Source organism: Rhodoferax sp. LS1P39 (assembly GCF_056521425.1).
Window position 1 is genome coordinate 118759 of the sequence record NZ_JBWMAV010000001.1, and the last position, 19123, is coordinate 137881.

Consider the following 19123-nt stretch of genomic DNA (forward strand, 5'->3'; position numbering starts at 1 on the left):
GCCCTCAGAAAGCGATGCTGGCGTGGAGCCAAAAGCGGTTCTTGTGCAGGCTGCCGTCGGTGTCGGCCCCGCTGGGGGTGGCCAGCGGGTTGCTGCCGATGCGGTGGGCCCAGGTGCCTTGTATATGGGTGCCGTGCGGTCCCCGCCAGGTGAGGGCCAGGCCGGCGCCTTGCAGGCTGACACGGTTGTGGGCCAGCAGCGGCGTGGCGCTGCTGCTGGCGTAGCGGTTGTGCTTGTACTGCTGGACCTGGCCCCAGTCGTAGAAGGCGCTGGCCTGCCACTGGGCGCTGAGCTCCTGGCGCAGGTCCAGGCTGAATTGGGTGCCGGTGCTGCCGCCGCCTTCGGCGTTGGGGTAGGCGCGCACGCCGTTCATGCCGCCGAGGTAGAGCTTCTCGGAGGGGTCGAGGTTGGTGCTGGCGAACTGGCCGGTGGCCGAGCCCAGCAGCGACAGGCTGGGGGTCAAGGTTTGCAGGCGGCTGGCGCTCCAGCGCAGCTTGCTGAAGCCGCCTTGGGTGGCGACGGTAGAGGCATCGGCGAACTGGATGGGCGAGCCGTCCAGGCTGAGGCGGCCATGGGTGAGCACCAGGCTGGCGCTGTTGGCGCCGCCGCCACCGAGCCGGTCGAACTGGTTGCCCACCAGGCCGAGTTGCATGGCGCGGCTGCGGGCGCGGCTGGCGGTGTCCAGGAAGCCCAAGGTCTGGTTGTCGTCGCGGTTGTGCAAGCGGGTCTGGACCCAGCCTGCGGAGAACAGCCAGTGGGCCAAGGCGGTGCGCACCAGCGGGTACTGGGCACTGGCACCGAAGCTGGTGCTACCGCCTTCGGGCGGCAGGCCGGTGGTGGTGTTGCGCGCATCCAGCACCTGGTAACGCAGCAGGCTGGCGGCGGCGGCGACCCGCCAACCCTGGGGCCCCACGGGCAGGGTGCCGCCCAGGCTGAGGTACTGGCTACCGCGGCTGACGCTGCCGCCCAGGTTGATCTGTTCGCCCTGGCCCAGGGGCGACAGCAGGCTGAGTTGGGCGGTGGCGCGTGCGCTGCCGGTGGCGCGGTTGCCGCCGTTGTCCAGGCTGGCCTCCACCCGGTACGGCGCGCTGGGGCGCAGGGCCACGACCACATCGGTGCTGCCCGGGGTGTCGCTGGCCTGCAGGCTGCCGTTGACGCGCACGCCGGGGATGTCGTCGGCCAGCAGCAGGGCGCGCTCCAGCGCCGGGAGGCGCAGCGGCTGGCCCGCAGGCAGGTGGTATTGCAGCAGCGCCTGGACCCGGGCGGTGAGGGCAGGCCCCAGAGGGGTATCGCCCGGTTGCAGCACGATGCGCCCCAGGCGGCTTTCGGTGACGGCGAAGCGCACCGTGCCGTCGGTGATGTCCTGGCCCGGCAGGCTCACGCGCGCGAGCCAGCCGCGCCGGCGGTACAGGTCTTCCACCGCGGCGGTGGCCTGGCGCAGATCGGCCAGGCTAACCGGGCGGTTGAGCCAGGGCGAGAGGACGTTTTGGATGGCGGCGGACTCTACCAGGGTGCTGCCATCGACCTGGAAGCGCAGTACGGTCGTGAGCCTGCTGGCCCCGATATCCGTACCGGGTGGCACCGGGGCCGCAGGCAGAACGCCGGGCCCGGGGGCCTGCGGTAGCGCCGGTGGGCCGAGTCGGCGCTGCTGCTCCAGCAGCGTACCGGCGTTGGGGGGTGGAACTGTCGCGGTCTGGGCCCACAGCGGGGGGATGGTGCCCAGGAACAGGGTGGCGAAAGCGAAGGTTTTGTTCATATCCACGCCTAATTTGTATACAAACTAAACGCCAATATAGCAAAAAAATCACAATCGACACATATCGTCACATAGCATTTACCTCTGAAAAGAGTAACTATTTGTATGCAAACAGAATGTAGTTTTTGGTGCGGGGCGCGCTATCGCGTCGCCAGCGAGCGCTGCACAAATTCCACAAATTGCGCTACCGGCAAGGCCCGGCTGAACAGAAAACCCTGGTAGGCATGGCAGCCACACTGGGCCAGAAACTCTTTTTGCGCCAGGGTTTCCACACCTTCGGCCAACACGCCCAGGCCCAGGTTGTTGGCCAGGGCCACCACGGTGCGGGCAATGGCGGCATCGCTGGTGTCGGTGAGCACGTCGCGCACAAACGACTGGTCGATCTTGAGCTGGTCCAGCGGCAGACGCTTGAGGTAGGACAGCGAGGAATAGCCGGTGCCAAAGTCGTCCAGCGACAGGCCAATGCCATGGGCCTGCAGGGCGGCCATCTTGCCCACCATTTCTTCCAGGTTGTCGATCAGCATGCTCTCGGTGAGCTCCAGCTTGAGCCGCTTCGGGTTGGCACCGGTGGCGGCCAACAGGGCCAGCACACCGTCGACGAACTGGGTTTCGCGGAACTGCCGGGCGCTGACGTTGACCGCCAGCACCAGCGGCTCCAGCAGTGGCTGCTGCGCCCATTGCACCAGTTGCTTGCAGGCCGTCTCCAGCACCCAGTTGCCCAGCGGCAGAATGTGGCCGGTGTCCTCGGCCAGCGGGATGAAGCTGGCCGGTGACACCATGCCACGCACCGGGTGCGGCCAGCGCAGCAAGGCCTCGGCCCCGATCACACCGCCCTGCCCGTCCACCTGGGGTTGGTAATGCAGCTCGAACTGCCGCTGGGCGATGGCCAGGCGCAGGTCGGCCTCCAGCGCGGCACGGGCGTTGACCACGGCCTGCATGGCGGGGTCAAAAAACCGCAGGCCGTTGCGCCCAGCCGCTTTGGCCTGGTACATGGCCAGGTCGGCCTGCTTGAGCAGCTCGTCCATGGACAGGCTCATGCCGCTGTACAACGCCACCCCGACGCTGGCCGTGCTGTTGAAGTCGAAGTCGCCCAACTGGTAGGGCTGGTTCAGCGCGGCCACGATCTTCTCGCCCACGGCGCGCACATCGGCTGCGGCCACCTCAAAGTTACCGTCCAGGTTCTCCAGTACCACCAGAAACTCGTCGCCACCCAGCCGGGCCACGGTGTCGCAGTCGCGGATACAGCCGGACAGGCGCTTGGCCGCCTGGCGCAGCAGCTGGTCGCCCTGGTCGTGGCCGCGGGTGTCGTTGAGGGTTTTGAAGTTGTCCAGGTCGATGAACAGCAAGGCCCCGGTGCGCTTGTTGCGCTCGCTGGAGGAAAGCGCGCGCTGCAACCGGTCCATCAGCAGGCGGCGGTTCGGCAGCTCGGTCAGGGGGTCGAAAAAAGCCAGCTGGCGGATCTGGTCCTCGGCGGCTTTGCGCAGGGTGATGTCGGACAGCGTGGCCACAAAGTAGCTGACCTCGCCCTCCACGTCGTACACCGCGTTGATGTTGACCCACTGCGGAAACACCTCGCCGTTTTTGCGCCGACTCCAGATTTCACCGGCCCATTTGCCGGTGCGCCGCAGCGCCTGCTGGATGGCCACGAAGTACACCTCGGTATCGCGCTCGGATTTGAACAGCGCCAGCGTCTTGCCCAGGGCTTCGGCATCGCTGTAGCCCAGGCTCTGGGTAAAGGCCTTGTTGACGCGCAGGATGCGCTGTTCGGGGTCGGTCACCACCACCCCCTCCTGGGCATCGAAGGCGGTGGCGGCGATGGCCAGCTCGGCCTCGGCGCGGTAGCGGGCCGACAGGTCAATGTCCACGCAAAACATCTCCGGCGAGCGCCCCGGGGCCTGCACGTATGCATGGCTGGAGAACACCGGCACGCGGCTGCCATCCTTGTGTTGCAGCACCAACTCGCCCGCAGGAATCGCGTCGCGGGTCGCAAACATCTGCGCCATCGCCTGGCGCACGCCCTCGCGCATCGGGGGTGGGATGATCAGGTCGCGCAAATTGCGGCCCAGGGCTTCCTCGGCGGTAAAGCCGTAGAGCCGTTCAGAGGCCTTGTTCCAGTAGCGGGTGGTGCCGTCGGGCGCATAGGCTTGCACCGACACGCCGGGAATGTCCTTGATCAGCGTGCGAAAGCGGGCTTCGGACTCGCGCAACGCCATATCCAGCACGTCACGGCGCTGCCCTTCCTGCAGCACCATGGCCAGCAGCAGCGTGGCAGGGGTAAACACCAGAATCAGCGCAATGGCGGTCGACACCGTGGCTTTGGGGTCCAAGGGCGACAGGGCCAGGAATCCAATCTGGCACAGCTGCAGCACCAGGCCGAACACCAGCAGCGAGGGCACATCCGTGCGCAGATGCGCGCTGGCCACGGCACGGCGGTACAGCAGACCCAGGCCCACACTCACCAGCAAGACCGCCAGCACCGTCACCACCTGCGGCGAACCCTGCCACAGGTGGAAAATCCCCACCACCACCAGCGCCACGCTGGCCGACAACAGACCGCCAAACAGCCCGAGGATTCCCATCACCACCGAGCTGCCGTCCACGGCAACGCCGGGCATCGGCATGTACGGCTCGGCCATGCCCAGCACGCACACCACGCCAAACAGCAGGCCGGTGGCCACCTGGCCCGCGCGACGCCGCTCATGCCACAAACGCACATGCAGACACTGCATCACACCCAACACCAACATCCAAGCCACGTCCTGGGCCAGATAAACAACCATGGATACGGTCTCCTACCGAAAGCACACGCGAAGGAGCCCGCGCGCGCTCAAGACCACGCTACAGCCACCCCCCAAAGACGCACAGAGGCGCGCCACCAATAGGCATATTGTTACAAATGAGGCTGACTTTAGTATGCATTACTTGTACGAAGGAAAAAATAGGTGGTAAAGACCACCCGGTACAAGCGCTACTAAAAAAATAGCTGCCCACGCTTATGGATAAAGCGCTGCAGGCTATTTTTAGCAGGAAATATGGCGTAGCACCGGTTACATATTCGCAGAATATTTCATCGATATTGTGGAACCGAGGCCACCACACCTGGCTCACGGCCCGGCCGGTGCACCTGCCAGCCAAGCTATATATTCAATAGCTGCTCACGCCCATTCCATGGGCGCAAACAGCCAAAAACACCCCCAACACCCCAGCAACGCCCCCCCGGCCAGGGGGCGGGCCCTATTCCAGACCCAGCTCCTGGATCTTGCGGGTAATGGTGTTGCGGCCAATGCCGAGCTTTTGCGCCGCTTCGATGCGCCGACCGCGGGTGTTGTGCAAGGCGGTGAGGATCAGCTTGGACTCGAACCGGCGCGACAGCACGTCCCACACGTCGTGCCGGTCGTTGGCCAGCAGCTCCAGCGCCTCGGCCTCCAGGCCCAGCTCCCAGCCGGTCTGTGCGCTCGGGGCGTGGGCATGGGCATCTGCGGGGCGCAACGGCTCGGCACTGGCGGGCAGGAACACGGGTTCAGCATCGGTGTGCGGGCCCATGTCCGCCTGCGCCAGCGGTACGCCGACGATGCGGGTGGCCGTGGTGTGGCCCAGGCTGGAGGGTGGCACGGTCACGCCCAGCACATCGGGCGGCAGGTCTTTGGGCTCGATGGTCTGGGCCGGGGCCATCACGGTCAGCCAGTGGCACAGGTTCTCGAGTTGGCGCACATTGCCGGGAAACGGGAACAACGCAATCTGCGCCAGTGCCGCATCCGAGATGCGCTTGGGCTCCACGCCGAGCTGCTTTGCGCTTTGCTGCAAAAAGTGCCGGGTCAGCATGGGCACGTCTTCCACCCGCTCGCGCAGCGCAGGCAGGCGCAGGCGGATGACGTTGAGGCGGTGGAACAAGTCTTCGCGGAACACGCCGTCGCGCACGCGCTGCTCCAGGTCCTGGTGGGTGGCGGCAATTACGCGCACCTGGGCCTTGACGGCGTTGTGGCCGCCGACACGGTAGAAGTGCCCGTCGCTCAGCACCCGCAGCAGCCGGGTTTGCAGATCGAACGGCATGTCGCCGATTTCGTCGAGAAACAGCGTGCCGCCGTCGGCCTGCTCGAAGCGGCCACGGCGCATGGTTTGCGCGCCGGTGAAGGCACCGCGCTCATGGCCGAACAGCTCGCTCTCCAGCAAATCCTTCGGGATTGCTGCGGTATTGATAGCTACAAACGGCCCATTGGCGCGCGGTGAGTGCTTGTGCAGTGCGCGGGCCACCAGCTCTTTGCCGGAGCCGGATTCACCGGTGATCATCACCGTGACGTTGCTCTGGCTGAGTCGACCGATGGCGCGGAACACATCCTGCATGGCGGGGGCCTGGCCCAGCATTTCGGGGGCACCGGCCATGCGCTCTTCGGCCACTTCCTCGCGCTGGCTTTCTTCCACCGCGCGGCGGATCAGCTCCACCGCCTTGGGCAGGTCGAACGGCTTGGGCAGGTACTCGAACGCGCCGCCCTGGAAGGCCGAGACGGCGCTGTCCAGGTCGGAGAAGGCGGTCATGATGATCACCGGCAGGCCGGGATGCATGAGCTTGACCTTCTCCAGCAGGTCCAGGCCCGAGCCGCCGGGCATGCGGATGTCGCTGACCAGGATTTGCGGGCCGTCTTCGTCGGTGGCGGATTCCAGCGCGGTCAACACGTCGCGCGGGTTGGTGAAGCTGCGGGTCGGCAGGTCTTCGCGCAGTAGCGCTTTCTCCAGAACAAAGCGGATGGATTGGTCGTCGTCTACTATCCAGATCGGCTTCATAGTGGGGGTCACCTCGGGTCAGGATGCCTTGGTTTTTTCAAGGCAGGGGTATGAGTAATTTGAAATCCGTGCGGCCCGGAACACTGTCGCATTCGATCAAGCCGTGGTGTTGCTGAACAAAGGTTTGCGCCAACGTCAGCCCCAGCCCGGACCCGCCTTCCCTGCCCGACACCAGCGGGTAAAAAATGCGGTCCTTGATCGACTCGGGAACCCCCGGGCCGTTGTCGATGACATGCAATTCCAGTGCCAATCGGTAACGCTGCTTTCCAAATGTGACCTGGCGTGCAATCCGGCTGCGGAAAGTGATTTCGGCATCGCCCTCGGCAATGCGCTCGGCCAGCGCCTGGGTGGCGTTGTGGGCCACGTTGAGCACCGCCTGGATGAGCTGTTCGCGGTCACCCCGGAACTCGGGGATGGACACGTCGTACTCGCGCTCGATGCGCAGCCCGCGCGGGAATTCGGCCAGGATCAGGGAGCGCACGCGCTCGCAGATTTCGTGGATGTTCACGTCGCCCACCACGTGCGGACGGCGGTGCGGGGCCAGCAGGCGGTCAACCAGGCTTTGCAGGCGGTCGGCCTCGTGGATGATGACCTGGGTGTACTCGATGAGCTCGCGCGACTCGATCTCCATCTCCAGCAGCTGCGCCGCGCCGCGGATGCCGCCCAGCGGGTTCTTGATCTCGTGGGCCAGGTTGCGGATCAGCTCCTTGTTGGCCTGGGCCTGGTCGATGAGTCGCTCTTCGCGGTCTTGCTTGGCCTGCTGCTCCTGCGGCAGCAGCTCGATGATGATCTCGCCAGGGCGCTCGGTCTGCGCCAGGATCACGTGCACCGGCACCGGCTCGTGGTTCAGGCGCTTGAGCCAGGCGTCGTAGCGCAGCGCGGCAAACTCGTTGCTGCCCGCGCCTTCCAGCGCGTTTTGCAGGATGTGCGGCTCGGTGAAGCAGTCGGGAAAGTGCGAGCCTTCGATGGTGCGGCGCGAGGTGCCCAGGGCATCTTCCAGGGCCGCGTTGGCAAACAGCACCGCGCCGTCGCTGCCCAGTACCGCCACCAGGGTGGCCAGCAGGTCAAACGCGTGAAAGCGCGTGATGTAGGGGTGGGTGGGGTTGGTCATCACTGTGTGCTGCGGGGTGGGGGCAGGCGCGCAATCTCGCGGCGCAGACCGGCCATGTCGGCCTCGTTGCGGGCGATGCTGGCTTTCAGCTCGGCCACGCGGTCCAGGTATTTTTGGTAGTTGCGGGCCTCGCCGCCTTGTTTTTCGGGCTCGCCGCCGTTGAATTCTTTGAGCAGATCGGACTGGCGGGCTTCGGCTTTGCGCAGCTCGGATTCGAGGATCATGCGGGCATCGGAGTCGCGGGCGCGCTGCTCGGCACCGTCGTTACGCGGGCTGGCGCTGGGCACGGGGGCACGCACGGGCGCAGATGCCGTTCCTGGCGGTTTGCTGTGGATGATGGTGACGTTGCCGCCTTCGACCAGCTTGCAGCCCCGGGCCTTGGCATCTTTGGCATCCCGCACGGCATTGGTGTATTCGTTGCCGCAGCGGTAGACAGCCGTGTCCTGCGCCCAAACGGTGGCCGATGCCCATACCAAAATCAGACCAAAAAAGTGTTTCATGCGTAAAAGGTGAAGCCCTGCCGGGCTTGATCTAGGAGAAGTGCGCAACGGTACTCTGTTTATCAGCGGTCTATAAGCCGTAACGAAAAAAGGACGGCTTGCGCCGTCCTTTTGAGAGCCCGGGATGTCGCAAAAAGTTGCGCCTCCGAAGGCCGTCGCTTTTAGAGCGAGTAGTACATGTCGAACTCGACCGGGTGGGCCGCCATGCGCATGCGGGTGACTTCGGTCATTTTCAGCTCGATGTACGCATCAATGTACGCGTCGGTGAACACGCCGCCCTTGGTCAGGAACGCACGGTCTTTGTCCAGGCATTCGAGTGCTTGGTCCAGGCTGTGGCAGACGGTGGGGATCAGCTTGTCTTCTTCGGGAGGCAGATGGTAGAGATCCTTGGTGGCGGCTTCGCCCGGATGGATCTTGTTTTCCACGCCGTCCAGACCGGCCATCAACAGGGCTGCAAAGCCGAGGTAAGGGTTCATCAGTGGATCGGGGAAACGTGCTTCCACGCGGCGGCCCTTGGGGTTGGCCACGAAAGGAATACGGATTGAGGCCGAGCGGTTCTTGGCCGAGTACGCCAGCTTCACCGGGGCTTCGTAGCCAGGCACCAGGCGCTTGTAGCTGTTGGTGCCGGGGTTGGTGATGGCGTTCAGGGCACGGGCGTGCTTGATGATGCCGCCGATGTAGTACAGGGCGTACTCGCTCAAACCGGCATAGCTGTCGCCAGCAAACAGGTTCTTGCCGTCTTTCCAGACGGACTGGTGCACGTGCATGCCGGAGCCGTTGTCGCCGACGATAGGCTTGGGCATGAAAGTGGCGGTTTTGCCGTAAGAGTGCGCCACGTTCTGGATGACGTACTTTTGCAGCTGGACCCAGTCGGCGCGCTCGATCAGCGTGCTGAACTTGGTACCCAGTTCCATTTGACCGGCGTTGGCCACTTCATGGTGGTGCACTTCGACCGGGATGCCCAGAGATTCGAGCACCAGGCACATCTCGGAGCGCATGTCCTGGAAGCTGTCCACGGGTGGCACGGGGAAGTAGCCGCCCTTGACGGAAGGACGGTGGCCGGAGTTGCCGTGCTCGTATTCCTTGCCGGTGTTCCAGGAGGCTTCTTCGGAGTCGATCTTGAAGAAGCAGCCCGACATGTCGTTGGCCCAACGCACGCTGTCGAAGACAAAGAATTCTGGCTCAGGTCCGAAGTAAGCCGTGTCGCCCAGGCCGGAGGCCTTCATGTAGGCTTCGGCGCGCTTGGCCAGCGAACGGGGATCGCGCTCGTACGGCTTGCCGTCGGCGGGATCGATCACGTCGCAGGTCAGGATCATCGTCGTTTCTTCGAAGAACGGGTCGATGTTGGCGGTGTTGGGGTCGGGCATGAGCTGCATGTCCGAAGCTTCAATCCCCTTCCAGCCGGCGATGGAAGAACCGTCGAACGCGTGGCCCGAAATGAACTTGTCTTCGTCGAAATGGGATACCGGCACGGTCACGTGGTGCTCTTTGCCACGGGTATCGGTGAAGCGGAAGTCAACAAACTTGACTTCGTTCTCTTTCACCATCTTCATCACGTCAGCGACGGTCTTTGCCATCAAGAATCTCCTGGTAGGGGTTGGGTTTAAGAGGGACTACAGTTTTTTAGCACATCAGGCAATGCAGTTTTTGTGCCATCGCGCGGTAAATGCACAATTTGTAACTACACGCACGCTTGCGACTTTACGCCCACGCATTTTGCGCCAGAAAGCGGTGTCCAAAGCCCGGGACCACGCCGCATTGCACCAATAAAGAGCATTCCAAAGACGCACCAAAAAAGTGCAATCAACTACGCACCAGTTCGGGGCCCAGCTTGGCATCGAAACTGTGCAAGCCCGCCAGCAGCGCCGGATAAGCGTGCGCCACCTGCGCCGGCGTGCCCTTCACCCCCAGCTCGATATGGCGGCCATATTCGGGGTGGTCCACGCTAGGCAGGCTGAACACCTTGACGCCGTCAAACTGGCGTTCCAGAGCCTCCATCAGCGGGGTCAAAGCGGCCTCCATGCTGCCAAACACGATCACCGACTTCTCGATCCAGGCCGCTTGCTGGAACCACGGGGTGTAGTGCTGGTCCAGCACCCACTCCACCATCGGCCAGGCCATCACCGGAAAGCCGGGCACAAAGTGCACATGGCCCATGCTGAAGCCGGGGATTTTGTTGTAGGGGTTGGGGATGATCTGCGCGCCCTGCGGAAACACGCCCATGTTCAGGCGGTGGATGTTGTCCGGGTGCGCGGGCTCGTAGGGCAGGCCCTGGGCGCGGGCGGTGTCCTGCATGCGTTCGCGGATCAGGGCCTCGGCCTGCGGGTGCAGCGCCAGCGGCAAGTCCAGGGCACGGGCGGCGCACTGGCGGGTGTGGTCGTCGGGCGTGGCACCGATGCCGCCGGTGGAGAACACCACATCGCCCGAGGCAAAGGCCCGCTGCAAGGTCTGGGTGATGCGCGCCGGGTCGTCGCCCACGTAGTCGGCGTAGCTGAGCTGCAGACCGCGCGCGGCCAGCAACTCGATCACCTTGGGCAGGTGCTTGTCGGCGCGTTTGCCCGACAGGATTTCATCGCCGACGATCACCAGCCCGAAGGTGGGCGCGGACTCAAGGGGGCGGAAGGTAGGAAGATCCAGCGTCATAAGTGGGTTTGGGTTGAACAGGTTCCAGAATTTCCAGGGGTGTGGCCACCGGTGCGGCCTGTACCGCCGTCTCGGCCCGCAAGGCCTCCAGCGCGGCCAGTACGTAATGGGCAAACCACAGCGACGAGAAAGCAAATACCAGGGTGTAGATCCAGATCGCCAGCGGCACCAGCACCACGAAGGCCGCAGCAAACAAGGCCCCCGATGCCCAGACCAGGCTGGGGGCCGCACCCAGATAGCCGGTCAACACGCCAATACCCAGCAGGGTCATGCGGTGGCGGCGGTAGATTTCACGGCGCTCTTCCTTGCTGGCGTGCAGGGCCAAGGCATCGTAGGACATGACGCGGTAGGTCAGCCAGCCCCAGATCAGCGGCGGCAGCACCAGAATCAGTGGCGGCACCAGCCACAGGGGAATCGACACCACCAAGGCCACCAGCGCCAGCAAGATGGAGCCCAGCGACCACAGCAGCCCGCCGATAAACGTTCCGCCCTTTTTCTTCTCCAGTTGGGGAAAGCGGCGCTCGGCCACCAGGGCCACCAGGGCCGGGGTCATCATCAAGGCCACCGCCAGCAGGGACAACACCACGATGAAGGGCGTGACGGCAAAGATCACCAGCAAGGGTGCCAACGCCACCTTGAGCTGACCTACGCCCGCGCTCTCCAGCCAGGTCCACATACGGCCCACCCATTCGGACGCGTCCAGCATGCCGCGCACCGTATCGAGCGCAGGCTCCCAATAAAAGTAGCCCACGCCCAGGGACAGGGCCACCATCAGCAGCAAAGGCAGGAACGACAGCGCAATCACGCGGTGGTGCATGCAGTAGGCCGCAGCACGCCAAAAAGAATCCAAAAGCAATTTCATAAGGGCAAGGATACCCGCATCAAATTAACGCAGCACCGTCCACAGCCGCCGCAGGCCCAGCCACTGCTGCTGCCAGAAACCCTGTCCGTAGTTGTGCCCGCCCTCCTCGGCCAGCTGGTCGCGGATACCGGTGGGGTCATAGCGCAGCTCGAAATTGGCGGTGCCAAACAGCATGTCCCACCAGGGCAGCAAGACCCCGAAGTTGTGCCCGCCCAGGGTGTTTTTGCCCGCCGACTCGTGGCCGATGCCGATGCTGTGGTGCCGCCGATGAAAACGCGGGCTGACCCACAGGCGCTCGCCCACCCGGCCAAACCAGAGCCGCACATTGGCGTGCTGCAGGCTTTCGCTGAGCTGGGTAAAGGCCACGATGGCAATGAACTGGCCCGGGGCCACGCCCACCATCTGGGCCACCAGGGCGACGACGATGTCGCCGATCACGTCGTCCAGCAGGTGGTTGCGGTTGTCGCTCCACAGGGTCATTTGGCGCTGCGAGTGGTGCAGCGCATGCAGGCTCCACCACCAGGCAAACTGGTGCTGGCCGCGGTGCACCCAGTAGCCCAGAAAATCGAAGGCCACCAGGTACAGGGCAAAGCTGAGCAGCGCCTGGTCGGTGATGCCCGGCCACAGCGCATCCAGGTGGAAAGTGGCGATACCCGCCACCCGCAGTTCGCCAAACAGGCCGTCCATCAGCGGGTCGAGGGTAAAAAACAGCAGCAGCCGGATCGCACCCAGCCGGTGCAACAGCGTGTAAATAATGTCAATGCGCACTGCTGTGTGGTCTTGCAGCGGCTCTACGGGTCGCCAGCGTTGCAGCGGCCCCAGTACCGCCACCAGCACCAGCAGCTGCAACACCCCCACCAGCAGCCAGCCGGTGGCGGTATAGGCATCTTCCAGCCAGCCGCCCAAGCCCAGGCCGAACACCAGGGGCTGGACGGCCGCCTCAAACAGCCACTGCTGCACGTCGGAAAAAATATTGCTCAGAAAATCCATGGGGCGAAGCTATTGGAGATGGGCGCTGATCCACGCCGTGTAGCCGGGGTGCTCGCGCAGGGTGCGAAAGCAAAAGCCGCGCTCTTTTAGACCGACGATCAAGGGCTCCAGCACCGCTGGGGCCCAGGGGTCTTTGCGCGACCAGATGCCCAGGTGGGCCAGCAGGATGTCGCCGCTGCGGATGCCGCGCAGGGCCTGGGCCAGCAGCGCGGGGTTGCTGGCACGCTCGCTGGCCAGCTCATCCCCCAGAAACCCGGCCGGTGCCCAGCCCACATGGGCATAGCCGCAGGACCGGGCCGCCGCCAGCAGCGCGGGCGAAGTCTTGCCGCCGGGCGCGCGGAACAGGGGCAGCGGGGCCTGGCCGGTCAGCGCCTGCATGCGCTGGCTGGCGCGCTGGATTTCGGCGCAGTACTGGGCGGCGGTCCAGGTGGATTCGCGGTCAACATCCGGCCCGGCCGAGGGCTTGACGCGAAACTGCACCGGCGTGCCCGGCACGTCCGCCTTCCAGTACACGTGGTCGAACGTGTGCGAGGCGAAGGCATGGCCCTCGGCGGCCCGGGCCTTCCACCACGGAGCCCAGTGCGCGCCCAGGCTGCCGTCGCCCTCTTGCGTGCGCTCGTTGGCACCGAAGAAAGTCACCTGGACCTGCTGGCGGTTGAGCACCTCGGCCACCAGCGGGGCGATGCCCATGTGGCCGGTGTCAAACGTCAGGTAGAGCGGTTTTTCACAAGGTTTTTGGCCGCTAGCGCTTATGGAATGGGCGCAAAAAGCTATCAATACCGTAGCAAAAACAACTTTAGCGGGCTGCGTGGTCCAGCGTCCAGACACCATGGGGGGACCTTCCAACATTGATTTGACGCACCACTTGCTTCGATTCCAGGTCGATCACCGTGAGCTTGCGGGCCCAGCGCGATGTGACCATCAGCAGCTTGCCGTCGGCTGACACATCCATGCAGTCCGGCCCACCGGGTGCCGGGTAGGTGGCCACCGACTCCAGGGTTTGCAGGTCGATCTTGCTGATGGTGTTGGCCACCCGGTTGCTCACATACACGTGGCGCTTGTCGCCCGCTGCGCGGAACGCATGCGAGCCCTTGCCGGTGGCGATGACCTTGGTGCGCACAGGGGTCTTACCCGACACGTCGTACACCTCCACGCCCTCGCCGCCCGTCAGGCCGACCAGCAGGGTTTTGTCATTGGCCGTGCCATAGACATCGGCGGGCATGGCCCCGGTGGGGATGCGCCACTTGATGGTCTGGGTGGCCAGGTCCACTGCCACCAGCTCATCGCTGTCTTGCATGGTGGAGTAGATGGTGGTGCTTTTGCTGTCGATCCACAGGTGGCTGGGTGTTTTGCCGGTGGCCACGCGCTTGACCAGCGCCATGTTCTTGCCGTCCCAGCGGTAGATGTCGATGTGGTTGAGCCGGTTGGCTGCCGTGACAAACCACTTCATGTTGGGCGAAAAACGCAGCTGGTAAGGATCGAGCACATCGGGCACCACGCGCTGGATCTCGGCCGTGCGGGGGTCGATGAAGGTCAGCGTGTCGGACAGCGCGTTGGCAATCAGCAGCGACTTCTCGTCGGGGCTGAGGTACATGTGGTGCGGTTCTTTGCCGGTAGGGATGCGCTTGGTTTCGCTCCAGCTACCGGGGTCGATCACGCTCACGCTCGCGTCCAGCGAGTTGAGGACAAAAATCGGGGGTTTTGCCGAAGTGGGCTGGGCCTGGGCGGCCACGGTAACAACAAGAAAAGAGGCCAAAAAGGCACAACGTCGGACAAACAACTTCACAAGGCACCACAGGTAACAGACAGCCCGGAAGTGTAGCCGCCGGGCAAGTCGCTAAAGTTTTTGCAAAGCGGACAACTGCGCCAGATCGTCCGCGCTCAGCCAGCGCCACTGCCCCGGCAGCAGATCGGCAGGCAGCGCAAAACTGCCCATTTGCGAACGGTGCAAGCCCTCCACCCGGTTGCTCACCGCCGCCAGCATGCGTTTGACCTGGTGGTATTTGCCCTCGGTCAACGTCAGGCGCAGGTGGTGGCTGCTGACGGCCTCGCACGCGGCGGCCCGGACCGGCTTGGGATCGTCGTCCAGCACCACACCCGCCAACAGTTTGTTCACTTGTTGTTCGTCTAGCGGGTGCTTGGTGGTCACCTCGTAGACCTTGGGCACATGCTTTTTGGGCGAGGTCATGCGGTGGATGAACTGGCCGTCGTCGCTGAGCAGCAGCAGGCCGGTGGTGTCCTGGTCCAGCCGCCCCACGGCCTGCACGCCTTGCAGCGCGCCCTTCTGGGGTCGCAACCGTAGCGGCGACGGCAGCAGTGTGTAGATACTGGGGTAGGTGGACGGCTTCTGCGAGCACTCTGTGCCGGCCGGTTTGTTCAGCAGTACATAGGCCTGGCGGTGGTACGGCCAGTCCACACCCTGCACCCGAAAGCGGAGGCCTTCTTGATCAAAATCCATAGCTGACTCTGCACACAGGACGGGCGCTGGAGCCTCTTTTTCCATGTATACCTCAACCAGGCCCTGCTGGACCAAACCGGCGCACACACGGCGCGTACCAAAGCCCTGTGAATAAAGAATGTCTTGAAGCTGCATCTCCCGAGTATCGCAAACACCCAGCGCCGCTCTGTGAAACAGATTGATACCATATGTCCACAATATGGAGCATAAAGCGTGAAGCAAGTCACACCCATTGGTAACGTATGCGGCTACAAACGTGGCTCTACCGGAGCCCCCCCAATGCGTGAACTATTTACGACCCTGTTTGTTTTTGCCGCCGCCTTCATGCTGTGGCGGACCGTACGCCCCCAAAACCGCCAAGGCGGCTACCAAACCGCCGCCTCGCCCCAGCTCTACAGTATCGATACAGCCGACCAGCCCATTTATAAATGGCCCGCGTTGGGTTTGTTCCAGCTGGGTGCGGCAGACAGTTCCCGCTACCAGGCCGCGCTGAAACTGGTGGCCGATGGCACCCCCATCAGCACGGCCGGTACGCAGGTGCTGGCCTATTTGCACACCGGTGGCACCGATGCCGAGATCTGGAAACCAGTGGAAATCCGCATCCACGGCGCACGGGTAGGTTTTTTGTCGAGTGGCGATGGCAGCCGCTTTCAGCGTCGCCTGGCCCACGCAGGGCACGCCGGGGAAACCACCTGCTGCAATGCGCTGATCACCTGCACCAACAACCACTACGACATCCGGCTGGACCTGAAAGAATTCCGCCACTGATCTGCCTGGGTTTAAGTCTGGCCTAAGCCAGCATCCTGATAGTGGGGCATCGCCACCCACCAATCCAAGGATGCTCTCATGCCAGTTCTGTCTCTCCACAACACCAAACTCGTTATCGCCCTCGTAGCCGCCGGAGCCATTGGCGGCATGGGGGGCTCCCTGTTGCACCACATGGGCGAAGCCCGCGCAGCAGCCCCCCTCTCCAGCACCGCCAACACCACCGGTTCGCCCGCCACACCCGTGGCATTGCCCAATTTCTCGCAGATCACTACCCAGTACGGTCCGGCAGTCGTCAACATCAGCGTGACCAGCGTCGCCCAAGCCGGTGATGAGGGTGGCGAAACCGCCCAGCGCCCGCAACGCAACGATCCGTTTGGCAACGACCCCTTCTTTGAGTTCTTTCGCCGCTTCCCGCAAGGCCAGGACGGAGCCCCCGGACAGAAGCAAGCCCCAGCGCGCAGCCAGGGTTCGGGCTTCATCGTCAGCGCCGACGGTATCGTGATGACCAACGCCCACGTGGTCAAAGATGCCAAAGAAGTGGTCGTCAAACTCACCGACCGCCGCGAATTTGTCGCCAAGGTGCTGGGAGCCGACCCCAAAACCGACATCGCTGTCCTCAAGATAGAGGCCAAGAACCTGCCCGTGGCCACCATCGGCGATTCCAACGACCTGAAAGTCGGCGAATGGGTACTGGCGATTGGCTCGCCGTACGGATTTGAAAACACCGTCACCGCCGGAGTGGTCAGCGCCAAGGGCCGCTCTCTGCCCGACGACAGCGCGGTGCCCTTTATCCAGACCGACGCAGCCGTCAACCCCGGCAACTCCGGTGGGCCTCTATTCAATAGCCGGGGCGAGGTGATCGGCATCAACTCCCAGATCTACAGCCGCACCGGCGGCTACCAGGGACTGTCGTTTGCCATCCCCATGGAGTTGGCAAGCAAGGTCAAGGACCAGATCGTCGCGCACGGCAAGGTCGAACATGCTCGGCTGGGGGTATCGGTGCAAGAGGTCAACCAGGCCCTGGCCGACTCGTTCAAATTGGACAAACCGGAGGGCGCGCTGGTGTCCAGCGTCGAAAAGGACGGCCCCGCAGGCAAGGCCGGCTTGCAGCCCGGTGATGTGATCCGCAAGGTGGACGGGCACGCCGTGGTGTCGTCCGGCGACCTGCCCGCCGTGATCAGCCAGAGAGCCCCTGGTGACAAGGTCCAGCTGAACGTATGGCGCAAAGGTGCCGTGTTGGAAATCGAGGCCCAGCTGGGCAGCGCCAATGACAAACCGGTGCAGGTCGCGACCAGCAAAGAGACCGTACCGCAAGGCCGCCTGGGGCTGGCGTTGCGCCCCTTGCAACCCGAGGAGCTGCGCGCTGCGGGCATCGCCAACGGTCTGCTGATCGAGTCCGCTGCGGGACCAGCAGCCATTTCCGGCGTGGAAAGTGGCGATGTTTTGCTGGCCATCAATGGCACGCCGGTGAAGAGCATCGACCAGGTACGGGCAGTCGTCGCCCGATCGGACAAATCGCTTGCGCTGTTGATCTTGCGCGCGGGCGACACCATATTCGTGCCGGTACGGATGGGCTGATCCGCACCCAAAGCAGGTAGCCCGCACAAGAGTGGGCTACCTAAAAACAGGCTATTTCAGGGGTCTGTGGTGTAAAACACAACGGCTGCAACCGTATTCCAAAGGTTTCTCAGAGCCTGTTTTTGGTATACAAAATAAAAATATTGGCTGGCAAATAAACCCGTAAAACCCGGGAAAAAAGAAGGTTTCAGACACCAACACCATCGCAGCCGCACTCCGCATGTGCCCGGTCACTGGTGTCCAGTTGCTGCTTTTTCGGTAGCAGTAGCATTTTGTAAGCAAATTGAAACAAAGTCGCCTATGTGCGTTCTTGCACACCCTCCTAGTGGCCGAATTGGGCAAAAATCTGGATGCAAATACAGTAAATATATGCATATCAACTACATTTGATATTCTTGACTCGATATTAATAGTCCTCCTAGAATCCGCCGTCCCCCCTACAACCCTAGGGACAACCCGAACCCGCTGCCGAACCCCGGCTAAGTCAAATCGCTGCCAACACCCCCAGGGCACCGCAGGATTTTGATGGCGTACCCACCCAATCGAGGTGCCCCAAGCGAATTGCTCTTACGCAAACTCCATCGCTACAGGCCTTCGCTAGATGAGGAAGTGCTATGACAGCGTTACACAAGATAGGCCAAGGGCTGCGAACCTTCGCAGCAGATATTGCGCAAGGCTTTTTTGAGATTACCCATAACGGATTTGCCCTGCTGGGCTTGGTGGTCGCATTTTCGGTCGTGACCATGACCGCCCGGCCTGATTTGCGCCAGATTGCAGAGGTCCAACTGATGGGCTGGCTGCAAGAGCGCCAGGTCGTGCCCGGCACCGACACCGACACCGAATGGGTGGCAGATGCCAATGTCGACGCGGTAGACCGCGCCACCGCCAGCAATCCGCAAGACCTGCCCAAGCAACAGGCCGCCGTGGCTTATTGGCTTAGCAAAAAATACCGCGTGGCGGCTGAACCGGTCAGCGCCCTGGTTGCGGAGGCGTACGACCTCGGCAAGCGCGCCAAACTGGACCCCACCTTGATCTTGGCGGTGATGGCCATCGAGTCGGGTTTCAATCCCTTCGCCCAAAGCCCCGTGGGGGCCCAAGGTCTGATGCAGGTAATGACCCGTGTCCACACAGAAAAATACGATGTATTCGGCGGAAAATTGGCGGCATTTGATCCCTTGACCAATTTGCGCGTAGGGGTCAAGGTCTTGCAGGAATGCATTGCCCGCGCAGGCTCGGTAGAAGGCGGCCTGCGCTACTACGTGGGTGCAGCCAACATCCCGGACGATGGTGGTTATACAAGCAAAGTGATGGCCGAGCACGGCCGCCTGCAACAGGTCGCGGCGGGCCGCGCGACATCCACCGCCGCCCCGCGTTCCGTACCGGTAGTTGCACCCGCATTGAAGACACAAGCTCCGGCAGAGGAAGACAAAGTCGCCTTGCTCGCCAACTACTAAGCCTCCGTTACACTAATGAGGTACGCAACTGGCGATAGGCGTGACCCCTTGCGGGTGCTCACGCTGACGTGGACCACCGGTGCAGGCTTTTTCACAAGGCCCACCGGGCAACCACTGGGAAGCGTACCGCCAAGGCCGAAAGGCCTTCGGCGTTCAGCCGTTCGCCTGGGCAGCACTTGCTTCACCGCAAGGACCACCGTATTGACTACCAGGTTAAAGGACTG

General features: G+C 63.3%; 15 protein-coding genes and 1 riboswitch. Of the genes, 3 read left to right on the plus strand and 12 right to left on the minus strand.

The window, feature by feature from the left end; genetic code table 11:
- Positions 1–4 precede the first annotated feature (4 nt).
- The 12 genes from AC097O_RS00425 to AC097O_RS00480 form a co-directional block, all read right to left on the minus strand.
- Positions 5–1756 carry a ShlB/FhaC/HecB family hemolysin secretion/activation protein gene (locus AC097O_RS00425; RefSeq protein ID WP_479590748.1) on the minus strand — a complete coding sequence of 584 codons (1752 nt, stop codon included), beginning with the start codon at positions 1754–1756 and terminating at the stop codon, positions 5–7.
- 140 nt (positions 1757–1896) lie between these two features.
- On the minus strand, positions 1897–4536 hold the full coding sequence (locus AC097O_RS00430; RefSeq protein ID WP_479590750.1) for a putative bifunctional diguanylate cyclase/phosphodiesterase: 2640 nt from the start codon (positions 4534–4536) through the stop codon (positions 1897–1899).
- A gap of 454 nt (positions 4537–4990) precedes the next feature.
- Positions 4991–6535, minus strand: a complete 1545-nt coding sequence (gene ntrC, locus AC097O_RS00435; protein WP_479590752.1) for a nitrogen regulation protein NR(I) — start codon at positions 6533–6535, stop codon at positions 4991–4993.
- Between the two features lie 37 nt (positions 6536–6572).
- Complete coding sequence (glnL, locus tag AC097O_RS00440) at positions 6573–7646, minus strand: nitrogen regulation protein NR(II) (protein ID WP_315186801.1); 1074 nt, start codon at positions 7644–7646, stop codon at positions 6573–6575.
- A complete protein-coding gene (locus tag AC097O_RS00445) occupies positions 7646–8146 on the minus strand; it encodes a hypothetical protein (RefSeq protein ID WP_479590755.1) in 501 nt (166 codons plus the stop codon). Before AC097O_RS00445 ends, glnL begins: the two co-directional genes overlap by 1 nt.
- Before the next feature lie 161 nt (positions 8147–8307).
- Positions 8308–9723, minus strand: coding sequence for a type I glutamate--ammonia ligase (glnA, locus tag AC097O_RS00450; protein ID WP_315186806.1), 1416 nt, complete (start codon positions 9721–9723; stop codon positions 8308–8310).
- A gap of 226 nt (positions 9724–9949) precedes the next feature.
- A complete protein-coding gene (locus tag AC097O_RS00455) occupies positions 9950–10789 on the minus strand; it encodes a competence/damage-inducible protein A (RefSeq protein ID WP_479590757.1) in 840 nt (279 codons plus the stop codon).
- Entirely contained in the window at positions 10755–11651 is an 897-nt protein-coding gene (locus AC097O_RS00460; RefSeq protein WP_479590759.1) for an EI24 domain-containing protein, read from the minus strand. The genes AC097O_RS00455 and AC097O_RS00460 overlap by 35 nt, the downstream gene beginning before the upstream one ends.
- 24 nt (positions 11652–11675) lie before the next feature.
- Positions 11676–12641, minus strand: coding sequence for a sterol desaturase family protein (locus AC097O_RS00465; RefSeq protein WP_479590761.1), 966 nt, complete (start codon positions 12639–12641; stop codon positions 11676–11678).
- Positions 12642–12650: 9 nt separating this feature from the next.
- Positions 12651–13472 carry a polysaccharide deacetylase family protein gene (locus AC097O_RS00470; protein WP_479590763.1) on the minus strand — a complete coding sequence of 274 codons (822 nt, stop codon included), beginning with the start codon at positions 13470–13472 and terminating at the stop codon, positions 12651–12653.
- The gene (locus tag AC097O_RS00475) at positions 13438–14397 is read right to left on the minus strand and encodes a YVTN family beta-propeller repeat protein (RefSeq protein WP_479590766.1); all 960 of its coding nucleotides are present in this window, start codon (positions 14395–14397) and stop codon (positions 13438–13440) included. Before AC097O_RS00475 ends, AC097O_RS00470 begins: the two co-directional genes overlap by 35 nt.
- An 81-nt stretch (positions 14398–14478) precedes the next feature.
- Positions 14479–15234 carry a 16S rRNA pseudouridine(516) synthase gene (locus AC097O_RS00480; protein WP_479590768.1) on the minus strand — a complete coding sequence of 252 codons (756 nt, stop codon included), beginning with the start codon at positions 15232–15234 and terminating at the stop codon, positions 14479–14481.
- 144 nt (positions 15235–15378) lie between these two features.
- Between AC097O_RS00480 and AC097O_RS00485 the strand changes: the two genes are divergently transcribed.
- The 3 genes from AC097O_RS00485 to AC097O_RS00495 all read left to right on the plus strand — a co-directional run bounded on the left by AC097O_RS00485 (position 15379) and on the right by AC097O_RS00495 (position 18899).
- A complete protein-coding gene (locus tag AC097O_RS00485) occupies positions 15379–15867 on the plus strand; it encodes a hypothetical protein (protein ID WP_479590770.1) in 489 nt (162 codons plus the stop codon).
- Positions 15868–15945: 78 nt separating this feature from the next.
- Entirely contained in the window at positions 15946–17445 is a 1500-nt protein-coding gene (locus tag AC097O_RS00490; RefSeq protein ID WP_479590772.1) for a Do family serine endopeptidase, read from the plus strand.
- A gap of 614 nt (positions 17446–18059) precedes the next feature.
- The gene (locus tag AC097O_RS00495; RefSeq protein ID WP_479590774.1) at positions 18060–18899 is read left to right on the plus strand and encodes a lytic transglycosylase domain-containing protein; all 840 of its coding nucleotides are present in this window, start codon (positions 18060–18062) and stop codon (positions 18897–18899) included.
- A 14-nt stretch (positions 18900–18913) separates the two neighbouring features.
- Positions 18914–19077, plus strand: a riboswitch (ZMP/ZTP riboswitch).
- Positions 19078–19123: the final 46 nt, after the last annotated feature.